Raw genomic sequence first — 21,073 nt, 5'->3', positions numbered from 1 at the left:
TAGGGACAAGAGAATGAAAACCGAACTCTGTGAACGCTTCGGGATCGAATACCCGATCTTCGTCTTCACACCGTCGGAGAAGGTGGCCGCGGCCGTGACCCGCGCCGGCGGCATGGGCGTGCTGGGTTGCGTCCGGTTCAACGACGCCGACGACCTCGAGAACGTCCTGCAGTGGATGGACGCCAACACCGACGGCAAGCCGTACGGCGTCGACATCGTGATGCCGGCCAAGGTCCCCACCGAGGGCACCAGCGTCGACATCAACAAGCTGATCCCGCAGGGGCACAAGGACTTCGTCGCCAAGACCCTCGCCGATCTCGGGGTGCCGCCGCTGCCGGCGGACGAAGAGAAGAACGAAGGCGTTCTCGGCTGGCTGCACTCGGTGGCGCGCAGCCACGTCGAGGTGGCGCTCAAGCACCCGATCAAGCTGATCGCCAACGCACTCGGCTCGCCGCCCAAGGACGTCATCGACCAGGCGCATGCTGCCGGGGTCCCGGTGGCCGCGCTGGCCGGCTCGGCCAAGCATGCGGCGCGGCACGTGGAGAACGGCGTCGACATCGTCGTGGCCCAGGGCCACGAGGCCGGTGGCCACACCGGTGAGATCGGCTCCATGGTGCTGTGGCCGGAAATCGTTGACGCCCTGGGTGGTTCGGCCCCGGTGCTGGCCGCCGGCGGTATCGGCACCGGACGCCAGCTGGCCGCCGCGCTGGCGTTGGGCGCGCAGGGTGTCTGGATGGGATCGGCGTTCCTGACGTCGGCCGAATACGACCTCGGGGTGCGGCTGGAATCGGGCGTTTCCGTTGTGCAGCAGGCGATGCTGAACGCGACCTCGGCCGACACCGTCCGCCGCAAGATCTACACCGGCAAACCGGCCCGGCTGCTCAAGAGCCGCTGGACCGACGCCTGGGACGCCGAAGGCGCACCCGATCCGCTGCCGATGCCGCTGCAGAACATCCTGGTCAGTGAGGCCCACCAGCGGATGAACGAGTCCGGTGACCCGACCGCGGTCGCCATGCCGGTCGGTCAGATCGTCGGCCGGATGAACGAGATCCGTCCGGTCGAGGTCATCATCGCCGAGCTGGTCGCCGAGTTCGAGGCCGCCACCAAGCGCCTGGACACCATCCGCGACAACTGATTTCGCCGCGCGGCAGGTGACGATCAGCGCTACGGCGTGATCTTCACCTGCTGCGCCACCACATCGGTGGCGGCCTGGATGATGGGCGTCTGATCGGCCGCGCCGTCTGAATTCAGTTGCAGGACATAGGTTGCCCCGTCAGAGGGGAAGATGACCGTCTGCTGTGCGACGAACTTCGTCTTGCCGTCGGAAACCCAGGTACCGGCGATCCGGTAGGCGGGGTAGTTGCGCACCTTGGTCTCGGTCCCGGGGCCCGACGGTGTGAAGCCCGGGAGGTTCTGAATCTCTCCGGGGGCGGTCGCCATGAGCGCCTTGGCGTCGACGTCACCGGTCAGCTTCGACAGCAGCGCGATCACGCTGGGCGCATAGTTCGCCGCGTCGACCGGTCCGGTGTAGATGATCGAGTCGTAGGCCCACGGCGGGTTGTCGTCACCGGAGGCCCGCCAGCCATCGGGCTTCGGTAGGTCGACCTTCGGTTCGCCCGGGTCGGTGCGGTGCACCTGCTGTTCGGTGATCTTGTGCTCTTTGATGTAGCTGGCGATCGTCGGGTTCGGGCCGTCGGTGGCATTGTTGTTGCCGGCGTCCGCGGCGGTCGCCGCTGCGCTCGTCACATTGTCGGACGACGCGCTCGCGTCTTTGCCGGAGTCGCAACCGGCCAGCACCACAGACAGTGCGGTCGCTGCCGCGACGAGGCCGGTGATCGCGGACGTTCTCATACGGCCGAGACTAATCGACAACGCTCGCGGTGATCCTGTGAGCCGGACGGGGAGCTACTCGAAACCGGCTCTAGCGTGGGCGTTAGCTGTGGCATTACTGTGTGCCAGTGGCAAACGCGCAGAAACCACCGCCCGCCTGGCTCATGGACGGCATCGGCCGGGTCCGGGAAGGGCTGAGTCAGATCCGGCAGGCCGTGGTGCCGCCCAATCTGACCGTGTTCGAGATGGTGCAGGGCAGCTGGTTGACCCAGGCCATGTACGTGGCGTCCAAACTCGGCGTCTTCGACGCTCTCGCCGGTGGTCCGGCAACGGCCGATGACATCGCTCGCCGCGTGGGCGCCGATCCCGGCGCCACGTTCCGGTTGATGCGGGCGCTCGCCGGCAACTCGCTGCTCAAACAGGAGCGCGACGGCAGGTTCGCGCTGACCCGGCTCGGAGATGCGCTGCGGTCCGATGCGCCGGGGTCCATGGCGCCCATGCTGCAGTTCGTCGGCCACCCGAAGCACTGGGAGCACTGGGGGCAGCTGCTGTATTCGGTGCAGACCGGCAAGACATCCGCGGAGATGCTCCGCGGCATGCCCGTTTTCGAGTAGCTGGAGACCGACCGCGACCTCGCCGAGGTGTTCAACAACGCGATGACCGCGGTGTCGGCCATGGCGATCGAAACCCTCATGCCCGCATACGATTTCAGTCGTTTCAAAACGATCGTCGACGTCGGTGGCGGGCACGGGGCGCTGCTGGCCGCGGTGCTGCAGCAGGCCACTGACGCCCAGGGTGTGCTGTTCGACCTGCCGTCCGTCGTGGCCGGCGCCGGTTCGGTGCTGGACGCGGCCGGCGTATCCGACCGGATCACGGTCACCGGCGGCTCGTTCTTCGAAGCGGTCCCCGAGGGTGGGGATGCCTACCTGTTGAAGACGATCATCCACGACTGGGACGAGGACAGCGCGCTGGTGATCCTGCGGAACATCCGTAAGGCGATCGACCCGGCCGGGACCCTGGCCCTCATCGAGATGGTCCTGCCGGAAGGCACGGCGCACCACCCCGGCATGCTCCTCGATCTGGAGATGCTGGTGGCGGCCGGTGGTCAGGAGCGTACCGGTGCGCAATACGCGGACCTGTTGGCGCGCGCGGGCTTTCGGCAGACCCGCGTGGTCTCGACGGCCGGGCCGATGTCGCTCGTCGAGGCCGTCCCGGTCCACGACTAACGGCAGATCGCGAAAACCGGGTCGGTGCACTCGGTGCCCTCGGCCGACAGCTGCCGCTTGATGACCTTGAAGGTCTCGGTCCGCGGCAGGGTCGTGGCGACGCGGATGAACCGGGGCCACTGCTTGGGGCCCAGGTCCTCTTGGGCGGCCAGGAAGGCGCTGAAGTCGTCCGCGGAGAACTCCGCGTGGTCGAGGAGGACGAGTGCCGACATCACCTGGTCGCCGACGGCGGGATCGGGTATCGCGTAGACGGCCGCCTCGACGACGTCGGGGTGCCGCAGCAGTACCTGTTCGATGGGCGCGGTGCCGAGGTTCTCGCCGTCGACCCGCATCCAATCACCAAGGCGCCCAGCGAAATAGATGAACCCTGCTTCGTCCCGGTAGGCCAGGTCGCCGGTGTGGTAGATGCCGCCGGCCATGCGTTCGGCCTCGGCCGCCTCGTTGTTGTAGTAGCCGCGGAACCAGCCCCGGCCGGTCGGGTTCACGATTTCGCCGACGACACCCGGTGGGCACGGCAGGCCGGTCTCCACGTCGACGATGGCCACCTCGTCGGTCAGCGGACCGAGCGCGCCGGCCGGGGTGTCCGGGGTACGGGCGATCGCGACACCGCCCTCGGTGGAGCCGAAACCGTCGACGACGATGACGCCGAAACGCTGTGCGAACCGGTTCAGGTCACGCGGGGCACCCTCGTTGCCGTACATGAACTTCAGGGGATTGTCGGTGTCGTCCGGCCGGGCCGGCGTGGCCAGGATGTACGACAGCGGCTTGCCGACGTAGTTGGCGTAGGTGGCGCCGTAGCGACGCACGTCCCGGAGAAAGCCCGACGCGGAGAACTTGCGGCGCAACGCGATCGAGCCCTGCGCCGCCAGCGCCACCGCCCAGCCGGCCATCACCGCGTTGGAGTGGAACAGCGGCATCGACAGGTAGAACGTGTCGTCGCGGCCGAGGCCGAAGCGGTCGGCCAGCATCTGCCCCGGGAACGCCACCTTGTCGTGGGTGACCCGGACCGCCTTGGGGTCACCGCTGGTGCCCGAGGTGAAGATCAGCATGAACAGGTCGTCGGGGTCGACGTCCGCGAATTGCACGGGCGTGCCGGCGAACCCGGCGAGTTCGGTTGCCCACGAAGCGGATTCGACGTCGATGACGTCGATGCCCGCGGCGTCGAGACCGGCCGGGACCAGGTCGGGATTGTCGGCGAGCACCAGCTGGCAGTCGGAGCGCTCGGCATCGCCGACCAGCGCCGCCCCGCGGCGGGTCGGGTTGAGGCCGACCGGAACCAGCCCCGCCAACGCGGCGGCCACCAGCAGCGACGAGAAGAACGTCGTATTGCTCAGCAGCACACCGATATGCGGCGGCCGGGCCGGGTCCAGCCGTGCCTTCAACGCCGCGGCCAACTGCGCGCCCGCGGCGATGTGGTCGGCCCAGCTGATCAGATCAGCCGGGCCGCCGTCATCGTTGGGTGCGGAATCGTCCGGCGCCGCAACGCAGTCGTACAACCCGCGGTCGGTGACGCCGACCAGCGGGCGTAGCAGGTCGCTGACGGTGGGACGGTTGGACATCAACTGATCAGACCGGCGTCTCGGCCAGTTCGCGCCCGATCTGCAGCAGCTGCCCGGTGGCACTGCCGACCGCGAACTCGGTCTGCTTGGCCGCCAGGAAGTACCGGTGCACCGGGTGATCCATGTCGATACCGACACCGCCGTGCACGTGCACCGCGGTGTGCGCCACCCGGTGCCCGGCCTCGGCGGCCCAGAACGCCGCGGTGTTCACGTCGATCTCGGCGGGCAGGCCCTCGGCCACGCGCCAGGAGGCCTGCGTCAGCGTCAGGCGCAGCGCCTTGACGTCGATGTAGCCGTCGGCCAACCGGGACGACACGGCCTGGAAGCTGCCGATCGGGCGGTCGAACTGTTCGCGCTCGCGCGCGTACAGCGCGGTGAGTTCCAGCGCGCGTTCCACCACGCCGAGCTGGAATGCGCTGCGGCCCAGGGCACCTCGCAGCTGCAGCCAGGCGAGCACCTCCGCGCCGCCGACGACACGGTCAGCGGCGACGGACACGCCCTGCAGGTCCAGGTGTGCGACGCTGCCGTGCCCGGTGGTGTCCAGCGAGGTGACGGTGACGCCGGAATCGGCGGCGGCGACCAGGAAAACCTTGACGCCGGAATCGCTTTCGGCCGGCACCAGGAAGGCGTCGGCGACCGGGCCGTACGCGACCTGGGTACGGGTGCCGGTCAGCTTGTAGCCGGTCTCTTCGGATCGGGTGGCCTGCACCGGGCCCTGGCCCATCTCACCGTCGAGCGCGGGCACGACGATCTTGGTGCCGGCGACCGCCGGTGCGGCCCACTCGGATTGCAGCTCGGCCGAACCGAACTCGGCGATGGCGCCGGCGGCCAGGATGGTCGACTCGAGGTACGGCACCGCCGCGAGCTGGCGGCCCAGTGCCACCAGCACGGCAGACTGCTCCAGCGGGCCGAAACCGCCGCCGCCCAGCGACTCCGGTGCGGTGGTGGACAGGATGTCGGAGTCGATCAGCTTGGCCCACAGCTCACGGTCGAACCGCTCGGCCTGCTTGTCCAGTTCCTTCTGGCGCTCCGGGGTCACCACCGATTCGGTGATGGACCGGACCAGGCCGCCGAGGTCCTCAGATGCTTCGGTTGTCTTGAAGTCCATTACTCGCCGCTCTCTCTTAGCGATTCACTCGGGGCAGGCCGAGCGCGACCATGCCGATGATGTCGCGCTGAATCTCGTTGGTGCCGCCGCCGAAGGTCAGGATCAGGCAGGACCGGTGCCAGCGTTCGATGCGGCCGCGCAGCAGCGCGCCCGGGGTGTCGCGGCGCAGGGTCGCCGAGGTGCCGAGCACCTCCATGAGCAACCGGTAGGCCTCGGTGGCCAGCTCGGTGCCGTACACCTTGGCCGCCGAGGCGTCGGCGGGGGAGGGCGCGGAGTCGGTGGCCGAGGCCAGCTCCCAGTTGATGAGCTTCAGCACTTCGGCCTTGGCGTGCACCCGGGCCAGGTTCAGCTGCACCCACTCGGAGTCGATCAGGCGCTTGCCGTGGTGGTCCTTGGTGTTCTGGGCCCACTCCCGAACCCCGTCGAGTGCGACGAAGATCGGCTGTGCCGACACCAGGGCCACGCGCTCGTGGTTGAGCTGGTTGGTGACCAGCTTCCAGCCGCCGTGCTCCTCGCCGACCAGGCTGGAGGTCGGAACGCGGACGTCCTGGTAGTAGGTGGCACTGGTGTCCACACCGGACATGGTGTGCACCGGCGTCCAGGAGAAGCCCTCGGCGGTGGTCGGCACGATCAGCATCGATATGCCGCGGTGCTTCTTGGCCTCGGGGTTGGTGCGGGCCGCCAGCCAGACGTAGTCGGCGTAGGCGATCAGCGACGTCCACATCTTCTGGCCGTTGATGACGTAGTCGTCACCGTCGCGGACCGCGGTGGTGCGCAGCGATGCCAGGTCGGTGCCGGCGCCGGGCTCGGAGTAGCCGATGGAGAAGTGCAGCTGGCCCGCAGCGATCCTGGGCAGGAAGAACTTCTTCTGCTCCTCGGTGCCGAAGTGCATGATCGTCGGCGCCACGGAGTTGATGGTCAGGAACGGCACCGGCACGTTGGCGATGGCGGCCTCGTCGTTGAAGATCAGGCCGTCCATCGGCGGCCGGGCCTGGCCGCCGTACTCCTTGGGCCAGCTCAGCGTCAGCCAGCCGTCCTTGCCCATCTGCTCGACGGTCTCGCGGTAGACGTTGCCGCGTCCCATCTCGCCGTCGTTGGACGCCAGCGCCTCGGCGCGCTCCGGGGTCATGAGCTTGGTGAAGTACGAGCGCAGTTCGCGCCGCAGCTCCTCCTGCTCGGGCGTGTAGCCGATCCGCATCGAACTCATCCTTTATCAGTTGAATTGGGTTGGGTCTTCGGTCCGTTTGTCACGTTGCCGGGGCGGCTTTCGTCGACCCGTGCCTATTCAAACTTGTAACACGTTCTAGTCTTGGGGTCCAGAGCGTGCCACACTGGCATCGCCATGGTGGTGTCGTTATGTTGGCCTCACCGTCGAAATCCGGGCTCTCAGGAGGGTGTCATGCGGGTTGAAGTTGATCACGATCGCTGTGAAGGAAACGCGGTTTGCGTGGGAATTGCGCCGGACCTTTTCGATCTCGACGACAACGACTATGCAGTAGTCAAGGCCGATCCGGTGCCTGCCGACCAGGAAGAACTGGCCGAGCAGTCCATCGCGGAATGCCCCCGCGCCGCCCTTCTCCGTAAAGACTAGAGGTATTCATAAATTGACCAGCCAAATCGACTCCACTGACCTGTCCGGGAAGGTGGCCGTGGTCACCGGTGCCGCCGCGGGGCTGGGCCGCGCCGAGGCCATCGGCCTGGCGCAGGCCGGCGCCACCGTCGTGGTGAACGACATGGCCGGCGCGCTCGACAAGTCGGACGTGCTCGCCGAGATCGAGGCCGCCGGCTCCAAAGGCGTTGCGGTGGCGGGCGACATCAGCGCCCGCAGCACCGCCGACGAGATCGTCGCCACGGCGGACAGCCTGGGCGGGCTAGCCATCGTGGTCAACAACGCGGGCATCACCCGCGACAAGATGCTGTTCAACATGACCGACGAGGACTGGGACGCGGTCATCGCGGTCCACCTGCGCGGCCACTTCCTGCTGACCCGCAACGCCGCGACCTACTGGCGCGCCAAGGCCAAGGAGTCGGCCGATGGCAAGGTGTACGGCCGGATTGTCAACACCTCGTCCGAGGCCGGCCTGGCCGGTCCGGTGGGGCAGGCGAACTACGGCGCCGCCAAGGCCGGCATCACGGCCCTGACCCTGACCGCGGCCCGCGGTCTGGAGCGCTACGGCGTCCGCGCCAACGCGATTGCGCCGCGGGCGCGTACCGCGATGACGGCCGATGTGTTCGGTGCGGCTCCTGGTGAAGGAGAGGTCGACCCGCTGTCGCCGGAACACGTTGTGAAATTGGTGCGTTTCCTTTCCTCGCCCGCGTCGGAAAACGTGAATGGCCAGCTCTTCATCGTTTATGGTCCGACTGTGACCCTGGTAGCAGCCCCGACCGTGGAGAGCCACTTCACGGCGTCGTCCGCTGAGTGGGACATGACACAACTGAGTGCCACGTTGCGCGGATATTTTGCTGACCGCGATCCGGAGCGGAATTTCTCGGCGACTGCCCTGATGGAGTCGAGGGACTGAACGTCCCGGATCGAGTGCTGACGCGGCGTAGAAAGCGCCGCGTAGGCACTAGAACTTGTTACAGTGACGGCAACGTCAAAATATATCCTGAGCTGCGATTATATGTCGTTTCTCAGTGATTTTGCTGTTCTTTTGCCAGTGCGAACATGTTCTAGCTACTATGAGCCGGCTCACAAGAGCCATGCATTGCAACGTGGTGATCAGGCCGCTGTGGAAGAGGGAAACCCCACTCTTCGCCGTGACTGCTCAGCCCGGACCGAGAATGGAGTCGAAGGTTGATCGAACAGCTTGCGGCTCCGGCCCGGGCCGTCGGCGGGTTCTTCGAAATGGCCCTCGACACATTCACAAAGATGTGGCGTCGCCCTTTTCAATTCCGGGAGTTCTTCGAACAGACCTGGATGATCGCCCGCGTATCGCTCGTGCCGACCCTGCTCGTCGCCATTCCGTTCACCGTGCTGGTCGCCTTCACGCTGAACATCCTGCTGCGTGAGATCGGCGCCGCCGATCTCTCCGGCGCCGGCACCGCGTTCGGAACGGTCACCCAGCTGGGCCCCGTCGTCACCGTGCTGGTGGTCGCCGGCGCGGGTGCCACCGCAATCTGCGCCGACCTGGGCGCCCGCACCATCCGCGAAGAGATCGACGCGATGCGCGTGCTCGGCATCGATCCGATCCAGCGGCTGGTCGTGCCCCGCGTCCTCGCGTCGACCTTCGTCGCCGTGCTGCTGAACAACCTGGTGTGCGCCATCGGCATCTCGGGTGGCTACGTCTTCTCCGTCTTCCTGCAGGGCGTCAACCCGGGTTCGTTCATCAACGGCCTGACGGTGCTGACGGGCCTGGGCGAGCTGATGCTCGCCGAGATCAAGGCCGTGTTGTTCGGGCTGCTCGCCGGCATGGTCGGCTGCTACCGCGGCCTCACCGTCAAGGGCGGCCCCAAGGGCGTCGGCATCGCGGTGAACGAGACCGTGGTCTACGCCTTCATCTGTCTGTTCGTCATCAACGTGATCATGACCGCCATCGGCGTCCGAGTACTGGTGAGGTGATTCGGCCATGAGTTACGACGCAACCCTCCGTTTCAAACGATTGTTCCGGGCCGTGCCCGGCGTCTTCGACGGCATCGGTGAGCAGGCGCTGTTCTACGGGGAGTCCTTCCGGTACATCCCCAACGCGCTGACCCGCTACCGCCGCGAGACCATCCGGCTCATCGCCGAGATGACCATGGGCACCGGCGCGCTGGTGATGATCGGCGGCACCGTCGGCGTCGCGGCGTTCATGACGCTCGCCTCCGGTGGCGTCATCGCGGTCCAGGGGTACTCGTCGCTCGGCAACATCGGTATCGAGGCGCTGACGGGCTTCCTGTCCGCGTTCCTCAACGTCCGCATCGTCGCGCCGATCATCGCCGGTATCGCGCTGGCCGCCACCATCGGCGCCGGCTGTACGGCGCAGCTGGGCGCCATGCGCGTCGCCGAAGAGATCGATGCCGTCGAATCGATGGCCGTGCACTCGGTGTCCTACCTGGTGTCCACCCGGATCATCGCGGGCCTGATCGCCGTCATCCCGCTGTACGCGCTGGCCGTCCTGGCATCGTTCTTCGCGGCGCGGGCCACCACGGTGTACATCAACGGCCAGTCGGCCGGCCTCTATGACCACTACTTCAGCACCTTCATGGTGCCCACCGACCTGCTGTGGTCATTCCTGCAGGCCATCGTCATGTCCGTCGCGGTGATGCTGGTGCACACCTACTACGGCTACAACGCCAGCGGCGGACCCGTCGGCGTGGGCATCGCCGTCGGTCAGGCCGTGCGGACCTCGCTGATCGTGGTCGTCACGATCGTCCTGCTCATCTCCCTGGCCGTGTACGGCGCGTCCGGCAACTTCAACCTCTCCGGATAGGGGGTGCACGACGATGTCTTCCGGCGGTCCTAAACGCAGCCATGTGAGGCTCGCGGCAGCGGTGCTGATCAGCATCATGCTGGCCGCCGTGGTGTTCACCTATTTGTCGTACACCGCGGCCTTCACCCCCACCGACACTGTCTCGGTCATGGCGCCCCGCGCCGGTCTGGTCATGGATCCCGACGCCAAGGTCAAGTACCGCGGCATCCAGGTCGGCAAGGTCGAGACGATCGAGTACGCCGGCGACCAGGCGAAGCTGAATTTGGCGGTCCTGAGCGATCAGATGCGCTACATCCCGTCGAACGCCCGGGTCCGGCTCGGCAGCACGACGGTGTTCGGCGCCAAGTCGGTCGAGTTCCTCCCGCCAGAGCATCCGTCGAAGGAATCGATGCGTCCCGGCGCGCAGGTGCAGGCCAAGGATGTCCAGCTGGAGATGAACACCGTCTTCCAGACCCTGACCGACCTGCTCGACAAGATCGACCCCGTCAACCTGAACGCCACGGTGACCGCGCTCGGTGAAGGCCTGCGGGGCCACGGCGACGACGCCGGTGCCGCGGCGGCCGGGCTGAGCAAGTACCTGGAGTACTTCAACCCCAAGCTGCCGACCCTGCAGCAGGACTTCAAGGACACCGCGACTGTCGCCGGTATCTACGGTGACGCCGCGCCCGACCTGGCCAAGATTTTGGACAACGCGCCGACCGTCAGCAAGACGCTGACCGACGAGCAGAACGACCTGAACGCGGCGCTGCTGGCATCCACCGGGTTCGCCAACAATGCCTACGCGACCATCTCGCCGGCCGCCGACGACTACATCGCCGCCATCCAGCGGCTGCGGGCCCCGCTCAAGGTCCTGGGTGACTACTCACCGGAATTTCCCTGCCTCATCCAGGGCTTGTCGAAGGCCGTGGACCGCTACGGCCCCGTGTTCGGTGGCGTCAAGCCGGGCCTGTTCGTCTCTTCGAACTTCTTCCCCGGCGCGCCCAACCACACCTACCCCGAGAGCTTGCCGATGGTGAACGCCTCCGGTGGCCCGAACTGTCGTGGCCTTCCGGACGTCCCGTCCAAGCAGTTCGGCGGTTCGTGGTACCACACGCCGTTCCTGGTGACCGACAACGCCTACATCCCGTTCCAGCCGAACACCGAGTTGCAGTTCGACGCGCCCTCGACGCTGCAGTTCCTGTTCTCCGGTGCCTACGCAGAGAGGGACCGCTACTGATGTCCGCGAGTGACTGGGGCCGCCCATGAGACACAAACGCGAGATGATCAGCGTCACGATCTTCACCGTCGTGATGTTGCTGGTCGCCGCCGGTCTGGTCGTCGTGTTCGGCCAGTTCCGGTTCGCCTCGACGAACACCTATCACGCCAACTTCACCGACGCGTCCCGGCTCAAGGCCGGTGAGGACGTCCGCATCGCGGGCGTACAGGTGGGTTCGATCAAGAGCGTCAAGCTCAAGAACGACAACACCGTCGACGTCAAGTTCACGCTGAACGACCGCTACCAGCTGTACAGCTCGAGCCGGGCCGTGATCCGCTACCAGAACCTGGTCGGCGACCGGTACATGGAGATCACCTCCGGTCCGGGCGAGCTGCGCAAGCTGCCCGCCGGCGGCACCGTCGTGCTCGCCAACACGCAGCCGGCGCTCGACCTCGACGCCCTGCTCGGTGGTCTGCGCCCGGTAGTCAAGGGTCTGGACGGCAAGAAGGTCAACGAGATCACCGCCGCCATGATCGAGGCCCTGCAGGGGCAGGGTGGCGCGCTGTCCGACCTGCTGTCCAACACCGGTTCGTTCAGCCAGACCCTGGCCGACCGCGACCAGCTGATCGGCGACACCATCACCAACCTCAACACGGTGCTCGCCACGGTCGACTCCAAGGGCTCCCAGTTCAACACCAGCATCGACCAGCTGCAGCAGCTGATCACCGGCCTGGCAGAGGGACGCGACCCGATCGCCGGTGCCATCGGCCCGCTGGCCTCGGCCGAGAACGACCTGACCGAGATGCTGCAGAAGTCGCGGCGCCCGGTGCAGGGCGTCATCGAGAACGCCCGCCCGTTCGCGCAGCGCATGTACGAGCGCCGCGCCGAAGTGAACCCCGTCATCGAGAACCTCGCCGAGAACTACCTGCGGCTCAACGCCCTGGGTGCGTACGGCGCGTTCTTCAACATCTACTACTGCTCGGTCAAGATCAAGATGAGCGGCCCCGCGGGCAGCGACCTGATCGTGCCGTTCGGTGGTCCTGCGGATCCGTCGAAGGGCAGGTGCTCCGAAAATGGCTAAGCCGGAAAAGGATCCGGTCCGCACCGGCATACTCGGCGTCTTCATCGTGACGTGCCTCGTGCTGATCTCGTTCGGGTACACCGGACTGCCGTTCTACCCGCAGGGCAAGAACTACTCGGCGTTCTTCAGTGACGCCGGTGGCATCACGCCGGGCAGCGACGTCCGGGTCTCGGGCATCAAGGTCGGCAAGGTGGGCACCGTCGAGCTCGCCGGTACGGCCGCGAAGGTGAACTTCACCGTCGACCGTCAGATCCGGGTCGGCGACCAGTCGCTGGTGTCGATCAAGACCGACACGGTGCTGGGTCAGAAGTCCCTGTGGGTGACCCCGAAGGGTGCGAAGGAAGCAACGGTCATCCCGTTGGGCCGCACCACGACTCCGTACACGATCAACACCGCGCTGCAGGATCTCGGGCAGAACACCAGTGAGCTGGACAAGCCGCAGATGGAGCAGGCGCTCAAGGTGCTGACCGACACGTTGCACGACGCGACGCCGCAGCTTCGTGGCGCGCTCGACGGGGTGGCTTCCCTGTCGCGGAGCCTCAACAAGCGCGACCAGGCGCTCGAACAACTTCTGGGCCACGCCAAGAAGGTGTCGGACACTTTGGCGCAGCGCGCCGACCAGGTGAACAAGCTGGTGATCGACGGCAATCAGCTGTTCGCCGCACTGGATGAACGGCGCCAGTCCCTGAGCACGCTGATCTCCGGTATCCGTGGTGTCTCGCAACAGATTTCCGGGTTCGTCGCCGACAACAAGCGGGAGTTCGGTCCGGCCCTCAAGCAGCTGAACCTGGTGCTGGACGAACTGCTGAAGCGCAAGGAGCACATCAGCGAGGCGCTCAAGCGGCTGCCGGGTTATGCCACCGCGCTGGGCGAGGTGGTCGGTAACGGCCCGGGCTTCAACATCAACCTGTACGGCCTGCCGCCGGCGACGATGTCGGAAGTCTTGCTGGACACGTACTTCCAGCCGGGCAAGCTGCCTGCCAGCCTCGGCGACATGCTGAAGGGCTACATCTCTGAACGGATCGTCGTGAGGCCGAAGTCGCCATGATGAAGAACATGAAGTCGCGGGGCGCGATCCTTGCGGTCGTAGTCCTGGTGGTGGCGCTGGTCGCCGGCGCCTACCTGCTGTGGCCGTCGCGTGGTGGCCACAAGGTCGTGGCCTACTTCACGAATGCCGTCGGCCTGTACGCCGGCGACGATGTGCGCGTCCTCGGGGTTCCGGTCGGCACCATCGATTCGGTTGAGCCGCAGGCCAATTCGGTCAAGGTCTCCATGACTGTGCAGGACGGCGTGAAGTTCCCGGCCGATGCCCGGGCGATCATCATCTCGCCGAACCTGGTGGCCGCCCGGTTCGTGCAGTTCACCCCGGCCTACAACGGTGGTGCGGCGCTGGCGGGCGGCGCCGAGGTGCCGCTGAGCCGGACCGGTGTTCCGGTCGAGTGGGACGACGTAAAGAAGCAGCTGACCCAGCTCAGCGCGCAGCTCGGTCCGCAGGACGGCGCGCCGCAGGGCCCGCTGGGTGCGTTCATCAACCAGGCCGCGGACGCCCTCGACGGCAAGGGTGACTCGTTCCGCAGCGCATTGCGTGAGTTGTCGCAAACCGCTGGGCGCCTTGGGGATTCGCGTGGCGACCTCTTCGGCACCATCAAGAACCTGCAGATTCTGGTCAACGCGCTGTCGAACAGCAACGAGCAGATCGTGCAGTTCACCGACCACGTCGCGTCGGTCTCGCAGGTGCTCGCGGAGAGCTCGGCTGGTTTGGACCAGACCCTCGGCGCGCTCAACCGGGCGCTGGGCGACGTCAAGAGCCTGCTGAAGGACAACAACACGGCCCTGATCGACCAGGTTGGCAAACTGGCCGAATTCACCCAGGTGCTGACCGACAACAGCGACAACATCGAGCAGATTCTGCACGTCACGCCGAACGGTCTGGCCAACTTCTACAACATCTACAACCCAGCGCAGGGCTCCCTGGACGGTCTGCTGTCGCTGCCGAACTTCTCCAACCCCGTGCAGTTCCTGTGCGGCGGTAACTTCGACGTCGGCGCCACCCCGGACAACTACAAACGGTCGGAGATCTGCCGTCAGCGCATGGGCCCCGTGCTGCGCCGTATTGCGATGAACTACCCACCGGTCCTGTTCCACCCGATCAACAGCATCACGGCGTACAAGGGCCAGGTCATCTACGACACCCCGCAGACCGAAGCCAAGGCGCAGACCCCGGTGCCGTACCTGCAGTGGAATGCCGCACCGGGAGTCATCCCGCCGAAGGTCCAGCCGGATGGGACGCTCAGCGACCTGATCCTGCCGCCGCCGGCCGTTCCGGGCCAGATTTCGCCGGCCACGCCGCCGGTGGGGCCGGGTTCGACGCCGCTGAACGGTTCCGGCCCGCTGCCCGGACCCGCCCCTGCGCCCGCAGCTCCGGCGGGTGCACCGCTGCCCGCTGAAGCCGGAGGTGGCAACTGATGAAGGCGGTCGCAAAGGTCCTCGCACTCGGATCGAGTGCCGTGGTGCTCGCCGGTTGCCAGTTCGGTGGCCTGAACTCGCTGGACATGCCGGGCACTCAGGGCCACGGCGCCGGTTCGTACCAGATCACCGTGCAGCTGCCCGACGTCGCGACGTTGCCGCAGAACTCGCCGGTGATGGTCCACGACGTCACCGTCGGCAGCGTGTCGGGCCTGGACGCGGTCCAGCGCCCCGACGGCACGTTCTATGCCGCGGTCAAGCTGTCGATCAACGGTGACGTGAAGCTGCCGGCGAACGCCAGGGCGAAGGTCGCCCAGACGTCGCTGCTGGGTTCGCAGCACGTGCAGCTGTCGGAACCGGTCGGGGAGGCTCCGGAAGGCCGGCTCAAGCCGGGCGCGGAGATTCCGCTGTCGCACACCGGCCGGTACCCGACCACCGAAGAGGTGCTGTCGTCGCTGGGGCTGGTGGTGAACAAGGGCAATCTCGGTGCGCTGCAGGACATCACCGACGAGGCCTACGCCGCGGTCGCCGGGCGGGCCGGGCAGTTCGTGGACTTCATCCCGCGGTTGGCCGAGCTCACCCAGTCCCTGGACAAGCAGACCACCGACATCATCGGGGCCATGGACGGGCTGAACCGCTTCGCCTCGATCCTGGCCAAGAGCAAGGACAGCCTGGGCCGCACGCTGGACACGCTGCCGGGTGCGATCAAGGTCCTCAACGACAACCGCAAGAACATCGTGGATGCGTTCACCGCACTGCGGAAGCTCGCGGTGGTCGGCGCGAAGGTGATGACCGCGACGAAGGATGACTTCGCGGCGGACTTCAAGGACATCTTCCCGGTGATCAAGGCGTTCAACGACAACGCCGACGAGTTCATCCACGACCTGGACCTGTTGCCGACGTTCCCGTTCTCCAGCAAGTACTTCCGCAACGCGGTGCGCGGTGACTACCTGAACGTGTACGTGACGTTCGATCTGACGCTGCGTCGTCTCGGTGAGTCGGTGTTCACCACATCGGGGGCCTTCGACCCGAACATGCGGCACCTGGACGAGATCGTCAACCCGCCGGACTTCCTGTTGGGTGCGCTGGCGAACCTGTCCGGACAGGCCGCCGATCCGTTCCAGATTCCAGCAGGCACAGCGACGCAACATGGAGGGGTGAAGCCGTAATGTTGTTGACCCGTCTTGCGCGTTTCCAGCTGGCGATCTTCGGTGTCGTCACCGTCATCTGCCTCGCGCTGATCACGACGTCGTACCTGCACCTGCCGGCCGCTGTCGGTCTCGGTGTCTACAACGTGGACGCCAAGTTCGTCGTCGGTGGCGGCATCTACCAGAACGCCAACGTCACCTACCGCGGCGTGACGGTCGGCCGCGTGACGAACGTCGGCCTGACCGACAACGGTGTGACGGCCCGGATGCGGCTCAACACCGACACCCCGGTGCCGGACAACGTCACCGCCACCGTCAAGAGCGTGTCCGCGATCGGTGAGCAGTACATCGATCTGGTGCCGCCCGCCGGCGCCTCGAAGAACATGCTCAAGGACGGCGCGACCATCGGCGTCGACCGGACCGCGGTCGGGCAGGACATCGTGGACCTGCTCAACCAGGCCCAGAGCCTGGTCAGCAGCATCAGCAACACCCGGTTGCAGGATCTGTTGCGCGAGTCGTTCAAGGCGTTCAACGGATCGGGTCCGGAGCTGTCGCGGATGATCCAGTCGTCGCGACTGCTGGTGGACGAGGCCAACGCCAACACGAACGAGATCAACAAGCTGCTCGATCAGGCCGGCCCGTTGCTCAAGGCGCAGATCCGCGCCGGTGCCGATCTGAAGACCATGGCCAGCAGCCTCGCGACGCTGACCGGGGAAGCCGCCCAGGCCGACCCGCAGATTCGGTCGGTGCTCAAGACCGTCCCGGGCGCCGTCGACACCGTCAACGAGACGTTCGACGGCATCCGGCCGACGTTCCCGGTGCTGGCGGCCAACCTCGCCAACTTCGGCCGGATCGGCGTGATCTACCACAAGTCGATCGAGCAAGCGCTGGTCATCTTCCCGGCGCTGATCGCGGCACTGCTGACGGACGCCGGCCAGTTGCCCATCGACGAAGGCGGCAAGCTGGACTTCAAGATCAGCCTCGGCCAGCCGCCGTGCGTGACGGGCTTCATCCCGGCGCCGGAGATCCGCACGCCGGCTGACACCACCGTGCGCGATCTGCCGAATGACTTGTACTGCAAGACCGCGCAGAGCGACCCGAGCACTGTGCGCGGTGCCCGCAACTACCCGTGCATGGAGTACCCGGGCAAGCGCGCACCCACGGTCCAGCTCTGTCGTGACCCCCGCGGTTACGTGCCGATCGGCAGCAACCCGTGGCGCGGTCCACCAGTGCCGTACGACACCCCGGTCACCGACCCGCGGAACATCACGCCACCGAACCGGTTCCCCATGATTCCGCCGGGTGCCGACTACGACCCGGGTCCGCCCTCGGTGCAGCTGCCGCCGGGCGTGCCCGCCGGGCCGGGACCTGCGCCCAACGCGCCGTTCCCGCTGCCGTACCCGCCGAGCGATCCGGGTCCGCAGCCGCTGCCCTGGCCGTTCTTCGCGCCGCCGGATCAGGTGACTCCGCCGTACGCGATCAACAACCCGCCGGCGCCCGGCCCCGAGGGCCAGCCGCAGGCTAGCGGGCCGAAGGGGCCGCAGAGCACGACGTACGATGCGAATACCGGGGTCTTCGCTGACCCTGCCGGCGGTACGGGAGTGTTCAACGCCGGCTCGAGTAACGGCGACGCAGGCGAGTCCTGGGTCGACCTGATGAAGGATCCAAGGCAGGTTTAATGAGTGACGAACCGGCTGCGACGGACGAGACGTCGAAGCCGCCGGTGACCCGTGCGCGTCGGCGGGCCTCACGGCCCGCCGGCACCGCCGGTTCAGCAGAGGCAACAGTGCTCGACGTGGCGATCCCGTCGACCGCGAGCAAGACATCATCAACCGAATCGGTGACCTCCAAGGCGCGGCCCGCGATCCAGGTACCGCGCCGCCAACCGCACCGGTCGCTGGTCATGACCATCGGCCTGGCGGTCGTCGCCGTGCTGGTGGCGGCCCTGGCCGGCGGCACCTGGTTCCTCCGCCACGGCAACGGACAGATCGAGGCGACGCAGGACCGTGATCAGCGGTTCGTGGACACCGCGAAGCAGACCGTGGTCAACATGTTCAGTTACACGCAGAACACCGTCGACGAGAGCGTGAACCGCTTCGTCAATGGCATCGGCCCCGGCCCGCTGCGCGACATGATGAACCAGAGCAACAACGCCGACAACCTGAAGTACCTGTTCAAGCAGACGCAGGCCAACTCGGAGGCGGTCATCACCGCGGCGGCACTGGAGAGTATCGACAACACCTCCAACATCGCGAAGGTGCTCGTGACGGTCCGCGTGACACTGTCCGACATGAACGGGGTGAACCAGCCGTCGACGCCGTACCGGCAGCGGGTGTTCATCCGCGAGGACGACAGCGGACACATGGCGGCCTACGACATCAAGTACCCGGACGGAGGCAACTGATGAACCGGTTGCTGGTGGCGCTCGGCGCACTGTTGGCGGTCGCCGTGGTGGCGCTCGGGGCGCTCGGCGGCTCGGCGTTCTGGAGTCACGTGGAGCTCTCCGGCGAACAGGCGACGGCCGACGAGCTGCCCAGCCTGGCCAGGTCCCAAATCCCACAGATCCTCGGCTACGAGTACAGCAGCGTGCAGCGTTCCACGACGCAGGCACTGACGCTGATGACTCCGGCGTTCCGCAAGCGGTACGAGGAACTGACGGCCAAGAACAACATCTTCAACGACGCGGTGAAGCGCAAGCTGATCAGCCAGGTGAATGTGGTTGGCGCGGGCATGATCTCGTCGCACCGCGACTCGGGCACGGTCCTCGCGTTCGTGAACCGGGTCATCACCGATGAGCGCAAGCAGCCCAACTACGAGGGCAGCCGGCTGAAGGTCGACTACCGCAAGATCGACGGCAAGTGGTTGATCGACGAGATGACGCCGATCTTCTAGTACCCCAACATGATTCAGGCCCCGGAGCGGTGCTCCGGGGCCTGAGTTCTTGGTCGGTCAGTCGCGGGTGTGCGACAGGGCGTCGAGGAACGCCCGGGCCCAGCGGTCGACGTCATGGGCCAGCACCTGCCGACGCAGCGCGCGCATGCGGCGTCGTCCCTCTTCGGGGGACTGGGTCAGGGCTTCGGCGATCGCGTCCTTGACGCCGTCCAGGTGATGCGGGTTGGTCAGGTACGCCTGTCGCAATTCCTCTGCGGCGCCGGTGAATTCGCTGAGCACGAGGGCGCCGCCGAGGTCGCTGCGGCATGCCACGTACTCCTTGGCCACCAGGTTCATGCCGTCGCGCAGCGGCGTCACCAGCATCACGTCGGCCGCGACGAAGAACGCGATGAGTTCCTCGCGGCCGATCGCCCGGTGCATGTAGTGCACCACCGCGTGACCGACCTCGCTGTACTCGCCGTTGATGTGCCCGACCTGGCGCTCGATGTCCTCCCGCATGACCTTGTAACTGTCCACGCGCTCCCGGCTCGGAGTGGCCAGCTGCACCAGCACGGTGTCGTGCCGGTTGGCCCGGCCTTCGGCGAGCAGCTCCGAGAACGCGCGCAGCCGCACGTCGATGCCCTTGGTGTAGTCCAGCCGGTCCACGCCCAGCATGATCTTGCGCGGGTTGCCCAGCTCATCGCGGATCTGACGGGCACGCTGCCGGATGGTGCGACTGCGGGCCTGGGCGTCCAGCGCCGCCGAGTCGATCGAGATGGGGAACGCGCCGACCTTGACCGTGCGGCCGTCGTGGCTCACCTCGCCGAGCCGGGACCGGACACCGATGGTGTGACGCGATGTGTTGGCGTCGAGCAGTCGACGGGCCAGCACCAGGAAGTTCTGCGCGCCGCCGGGCAGGTGGAAGCCCACCAGGTCGGCGCCGAGCAGGCCTTCGATGATCTCGGTGCGCCACGGCATCTGCATGAACAGCTCGACGGGCGGGAACGGGATGTGCAGGAAGAAGCCGATGGTCAGATCAGGACGCAGCTCCCGGAGCATCTTGGGGACCAGCTGCAGCTGGTAGTCCTGCACCCAGACCGTCGCGCCCTTCGCCGCGATGCGCGCAGTGGCCTCGGCGAAGCGCTGGTTGACTGCGACGTAGGCGTCCCACCAGTGGCGGTGATAGATGGGTTTGACGATGACGTCGTGGTACAGCGGCCACAGCGTCGCGTTGGAGAAACCCTCGTAGTAGTCGGCGATCTCGTCGGCCGACATCTTGACCGGGCACATCGTCAGCTCGTCCCGGACGATCAGCTCTTCGTCGCTGTCGGCGACGCCGGGCCAGCCGATCCAGGCGCCGCGCTGCTTGCGCAGCAGCGGCTCCAGTGCGGTGACGAGCCCGCCGGGGCTGCGTTTCCAGGTGACGGAGCCGTCGGGGAGCCGTTCCATGTCGACGGGCAGCCGGTTGGCGACCACTACGAAGTCGGAGTTGCCCACGGGCTTCGCGGCGGACTTACCGCCCTTGGAGGATTTGGGACTCGCGGTGGACGCCGCAGAAGCGTCGTTGCCTCCGCGGGCCGTCACGCGTCGAGCTTCGTGGGCCCGATACCCAGCATGGACAGGAACATGCGACATTCGTCGGCGTCGTTGGCGTACGCGGCCACGACGCGGCGGGCCTGACGGGCGGTGCTGTCGGCCAGGGGCTCCACGTCGCCGATATCGGCGGGATCAGTTTTTGCAGGCATTACACAACCTTAGGCGACTGTTGTTACGGGCTGGAACTCACCGACGAGTGCGGGTGCACCTCGGGTACCTGTTCTTCCGAGAGGCCGATGCATTCGCCGGTGTTGTGGCCGGTGCACGGAATGCCGTCGACCTGGCCGAGTTGGTTCGGCGCCGCTTCGACGGGGCCGGGTGCCTGCTCGTTGCCGCTCTCGAAACAGGACCCGCTGACGGGGTTCGCCGTCATGCCGGGCGGGCAGCTGGTTTCCCCGAGTAGTGCGGGGGACGCGGGGCCGCTCAGCGCGAGTACGGCGGGCGCGGCGACCGTTGCGACGGCGAAGCCGCCGGCGACCAGGAGACGTCGATGGATCCGGATGCTCATGGCGTCACCGCTTTCGTCGGGGAAAATTTCAGCGTACGCCCAGGCGCTGTGTGGCGAACGGGGAAATTGGCCG

The 21,073-nt window shown here is 66.8% G+C and carries 22 protein-coding genes; 15 read left to right on the top strand and 7 right to left on the bottom strand.

Features of this window, described 5'->3' with window-relative positions:
* The first annotated feature begins 13 nt into the window (after positions 1-13).
* On the top strand, positions 14-1,135 hold the full coding sequence (locus ACJEIK_RS25140; protein WP_133426457.1) for an NAD(P)H-dependent flavin oxidoreductase: 1,122 nt from the start codon (positions 14-16) through the stop codon (positions 1,133-1,135).
* Positions 1,136-1,164: 29 nt separating this feature from the next.
* Here ACJEIK_RS25140 and ACJEIK_RS25135 read toward each other — a convergent pair whose 3' ends face one another.
* Complete coding sequence (locus ACJEIK_RS25135) at positions 1,165-1,851, bottom strand: LpqN/LpqT family lipoprotein (protein ID WP_409430451.1); 687 nt, start codon at positions 1,849-1,851, stop codon at positions 1,165-1,167.
* Between the two features lie 107 nt (positions 1,852-1,958).
* Here ACJEIK_RS25135 and ACJEIK_RS25130 point away from each other — a divergent pair, with 107 nt between their 5' ends.
* Both ACJEIK_RS25130 and ACJEIK_RS25125 read left to right on the top strand, forming a co-directional pair.
* Entirely contained in the window at positions 1,959-2,444 is a 486-nt protein-coding gene (locus ACJEIK_RS25130) for a methyltransferase dimerization domain-containing protein (protein ID WP_409430450.1), read from the top strand.
* A 60-nt stretch (positions 2,445-2,504) separates the two neighbouring features.
* Positions 2,505-3,056, top strand: a complete 552-nt coding sequence (locus tag ACJEIK_RS25125) for a methyltransferase (protein ID WP_409430449.1) — start codon at positions 2,505-2,507, stop codon at positions 3,054-3,056.
* On the opposite strand, the gene fadD17 is transcribed toward ACJEIK_RS25125, so the two are convergent.
* The 3 genes from fadD17 to ACJEIK_RS25110 are packed head-to-tail and all read right to left on the bottom strand — an operon-like array spanning position 3,053 to position 6,921.
* Positions 3,053-4,615, bottom strand: coding sequence for a long-chain-fatty-acid--CoA ligase FadD17 (fadD17, locus tag ACJEIK_RS25120; RefSeq protein WP_409430448.1), 1,563 nt, complete (start codon positions 4,613-4,615; stop codon positions 3,053-3,055). The two genes, ACJEIK_RS25125 and fadD17, sit on opposite strands and share 4 nt — an antisense overlap.
* A 7-nt stretch (positions 4,616-4,622) precedes the next feature.
* On the bottom strand, positions 4,623-5,723 hold the full coding sequence (locus ACJEIK_RS25115) for an acyl-CoA dehydrogenase family protein (RefSeq protein WP_061010312.1): 1,101 nt from the start codon (positions 5,721-5,723) through the stop codon (positions 4,623-4,625).
* A gap of 16 nt (positions 5,724-5,739) precedes the next feature.
* Entirely contained in the window at positions 5,740-6,921 is a 1,182-nt protein-coding gene (locus ACJEIK_RS25110) for an acyl-CoA dehydrogenase family protein (RefSeq protein ID WP_061005874.1), read from the bottom strand.
* Between the two features lie 201 nt (positions 6,922-7,122).
* Here ACJEIK_RS25110 and ACJEIK_RS25105 point away from each other — a divergent pair, with 201 nt between their 5' ends.
* From ACJEIK_RS25105 to ACJEIK_RS25050, 12 genes are all read left to right on the top strand, one after another.
* On the top strand, positions 7,123-7,314 hold the full coding sequence (locus ACJEIK_RS25105) for a ferredoxin (protein ID WP_043398182.1): 192 nt from the start codon (positions 7,123-7,125) through the stop codon (positions 7,312-7,314).
* A 4-nt stretch (positions 7,315-7,318) separates the two neighbouring features.
* On the top strand, positions 7,319-8,245 hold the full coding sequence (locus ACJEIK_RS25100; protein WP_406775276.1) for a 3-oxoacyl-ACP reductase: 927 nt from the start codon (positions 7,319-7,321) through the stop codon (positions 8,243-8,245).
* Positions 8,246-8,520: 275 nt separating this feature from the next.
* The gene (locus ACJEIK_RS25095) at positions 8,521-9,285 is read left to right on the top strand and encodes an ABC transporter permease (protein WP_029105067.1); all 765 of its coding nucleotides are present in this window, start codon (positions 8,521-8,523) and stop codon (positions 9,283-9,285) included.
* Positions 9,286-9,292: 7 nt separating this feature from the next.
* On the top strand, positions 9,293-10,135 hold the full coding sequence (locus ACJEIK_RS25090; protein ID WP_061005803.1) for an ABC transporter permease: 843 nt from the start codon (positions 9,293-9,295) through the stop codon (positions 10,133-10,135).
* Positions 10,136-10,148: 13 nt separating this feature from the next.
* Entirely contained in the window at positions 10,149-11,351 is a 1,203-nt protein-coding gene (locus tag ACJEIK_RS25085) for an MCE family protein (protein ID WP_409430447.1), read from the top strand.
* Positions 11,352-11,376: 25 nt separating this feature from the next.
* Positions 11,377-12,411, top strand: a complete 1,035-nt coding sequence (locus tag ACJEIK_RS25080) for an MCE family protein (RefSeq protein ID WP_064859530.1) — start codon at positions 11,377-11,379, stop codon at positions 12,409-12,411.
* Positions 12,404-13,459: an MCE family protein gene (locus ACJEIK_RS25075; RefSeq protein WP_064859531.1), complete on the top strand. Its 1,056-nt coding sequence runs from the start codon at positions 12,404-12,406 to the stop codon at positions 13,457-13,459. Before ACJEIK_RS25080 ends, ACJEIK_RS25075 begins: the two co-directional genes overlap by 8 nt.
* The gene (locus tag ACJEIK_RS25070; RefSeq protein ID WP_409431758.1) at positions 13,459-14,877 is read left to right on the top strand and encodes an MCE family protein; all 1,419 of its coding nucleotides are present in this window, start codon (positions 13,459-13,461) and stop codon (positions 14,875-14,877) included. The genes ACJEIK_RS25075 and ACJEIK_RS25070 overlap by 1 nt, the downstream gene beginning before the upstream one ends.
* Positions 14,877-16,046: an MCE family protein gene (locus ACJEIK_RS25065; RefSeq protein WP_061005793.1), complete on the top strand. Its 1,170-nt coding sequence runs from the start codon at positions 14,877-14,879 to the stop codon at positions 16,044-16,046. The genes ACJEIK_RS25070 and ACJEIK_RS25065 overlap by 1 nt, the downstream gene beginning before the upstream one ends.
* Before the next feature lie 2 nt (positions 16,047-16,048).
* Entirely contained in the window at positions 16,049-17,704 is a 1,656-nt protein-coding gene (locus tag ACJEIK_RS25060) for an MCE family protein (protein ID WP_061005871.1), read from the top strand.
* Positions 17,704-18,429, top strand: coding sequence for a hypothetical protein (locus ACJEIK_RS25055; protein WP_061005791.1), 726 nt, complete (start codon positions 17,704-17,706; stop codon positions 18,427-18,429). The genes ACJEIK_RS25060 and ACJEIK_RS25055 overlap by 1 nt, the downstream gene beginning before the upstream one ends.
* Complete coding sequence (locus ACJEIK_RS25050) at positions 18,429-18,917, top strand: hypothetical protein (protein WP_061005788.1); 489 nt, start codon at positions 18,429-18,431, stop codon at positions 18,915-18,917. Before ACJEIK_RS25055 ends, ACJEIK_RS25050 begins: the two co-directional genes overlap by 1 nt.
* Positions 18,918-18,974: 57 nt before the next feature.
* Here the strand turns inward: ACJEIK_RS25050 and ACJEIK_RS25045 are convergent, their stop codons facing one another.
* Genes ACJEIK_RS25045 through ACJEIK_RS25035 form a run of 3 tightly spaced genes read right to left on the bottom strand, consistent with a single transcriptional unit; the run spans position 18,975 to position 21,000 of the window.
* On the bottom strand, positions 18,975-20,480 hold the full coding sequence (locus ACJEIK_RS25045; RefSeq protein ID WP_061005786.1) for a trehalose-6-phosphate synthase: 1,506 nt from the start codon (positions 20,478-20,480) through the stop codon (positions 18,975-18,977).
* Positions 20,477-20,641, bottom strand: coding sequence for a hypothetical protein (locus tag ACJEIK_RS25040; protein ID WP_090562895.1), 165 nt, complete (start codon positions 20,639-20,641; stop codon positions 20,477-20,479). Before ACJEIK_RS25040 ends, ACJEIK_RS25045 begins: the two co-directional genes overlap by 4 nt.
* A gap of 23 nt (positions 20,642-20,664) precedes the next feature.
* Positions 20,665-21,000, bottom strand: a complete 336-nt coding sequence (locus ACJEIK_RS25035; protein ID WP_061005785.1) for a hypothetical protein — start codon at positions 20,998-21,000, stop codon at positions 20,665-20,667.
* Between the last annotated feature and the right edge of the window lie 73 nt (positions 21,001-21,073).

Origin of the sequence: Mycobacterium sp. SMC-16, from assembly GCF_046250085.1 — a bacterium.
Taxonomy (GTDB): domain Bacteria; phylum Actinomycetota; class Actinomycetes; order Mycobacteriales; family Mycobacteriaceae; genus Mycobacterium; species Mycobacterium phocaicum.
This window is presented reverse-complemented; position numbering and strand designations above follow the sequence as displayed.

Bases quoted from the DNA above. Each gene is read 5' to 3' on its own strand.
- ACJEIK_RS25040 (WP_090562895.1), bottom strand. From the start codon at position 20,641: ATGCCTGCAAAAACTGATCCCGCCGATATCGGCGACGTGGAGCCCCTG.
- ACJEIK_RS25115 (WP_061010312.1), bottom strand. From the start codon at position 5,723: ATGGACTTCAAGACAACCGAAGCATCTGAGGACCTCGGCGGCCTGGTC.
- ACJEIK_RS25140 (WP_133426457.1), top strand. From the start codon at position 14: ATGAAAACCGAACTCTGTGAACGCTTCGGGATCGAATACCCGATCTTC.
- ACJEIK_RS25135 (WP_409430451.1), bottom strand. From the start codon at position 1,851: ATGAGAACGTCCGCGATCACCGGCCTCGTCGCGGCAGCGACCGCACTG.
- ACJEIK_RS25070 (WP_409431758.1), top strand. From the start codon at position 13,459: ATGAAGAACATGAAGTCGCGGGGCGCGATCCTTGCGGTCGTAGTCCTG.
- fadD17 (WP_409430448.1), bottom strand. From the start codon at position 4,615: ATGTCCAACCGTCCCACCGTCAGCGACCTGCTACGCCCGCTGGTCGGC.
- ACJEIK_RS25105 (WP_043398182.1), top strand. From the start codon at position 7,123: ATGCGGGTTGAAGTTGATCACGATCGCTGTGAAGGAAACGCGGTTTGC.
- ACJEIK_RS25125 (WP_409430449.1), top strand. From the start codon at position 2,505: ATGGCGATCGAAACCCTCATGCCCGCATACGATTTCAGTCGTTTCAAA.
- ACJEIK_RS25080 (WP_064859530.1), top strand. From the start codon at position 11,377: ATGAGACACAAACGCGAGATGATCAGCGTCACGATCTTCACCGTCGTG.
- ACJEIK_RS25075 (WP_064859531.1), top strand. From the start codon at position 12,404: ATGGCTAAGCCGGAAAAGGATCCGGTCCGCACCGGCATACTCGGCGTC.
- ACJEIK_RS25110 (WP_061005874.1), bottom strand. From the start codon at position 6,921: ATGCGGATCGGCTACACGCCCGAGCAGGAGGAGCTGCGGCGCGAACTG.
- ACJEIK_RS25055 (WP_061005791.1), top strand. From the start codon at position 17,704: ATGAGTGACGAACCGGCTGCGACGGACGAGACGTCGAAGCCGCCGGTG.
- ACJEIK_RS25035 (WP_061005785.1), bottom strand. From the start codon at position 21,000: ATGAGCATCCGGATCCATCGACGTCTCCTGGTCGCCGGCGGCTTCGCC.
- ACJEIK_RS25090 (WP_061005803.1), top strand. From the start codon at position 9,293: ATGAGTTACGACGCAACCCTCCGTTTCAAACGATTGTTCCGGGCCGTG.
- ACJEIK_RS25050 (WP_061005788.1), top strand. From the start codon at position 18,429: ATGAACCGGTTGCTGGTGGCGCTCGGCGCACTGTTGGCGGTCGCCGTG.
- ACJEIK_RS25085 (WP_409430447.1), top strand. From the start codon at position 10,149: ATGTCTTCCGGCGGTCCTAAACGCAGCCATGTGAGGCTCGCGGCAGCG.
- ACJEIK_RS25065 (WP_061005793.1), top strand. From the start codon at position 14,877: ATGAAGGCGGTCGCAAAGGTCCTCGCACTCGGATCGAGTGCCGTGGTG.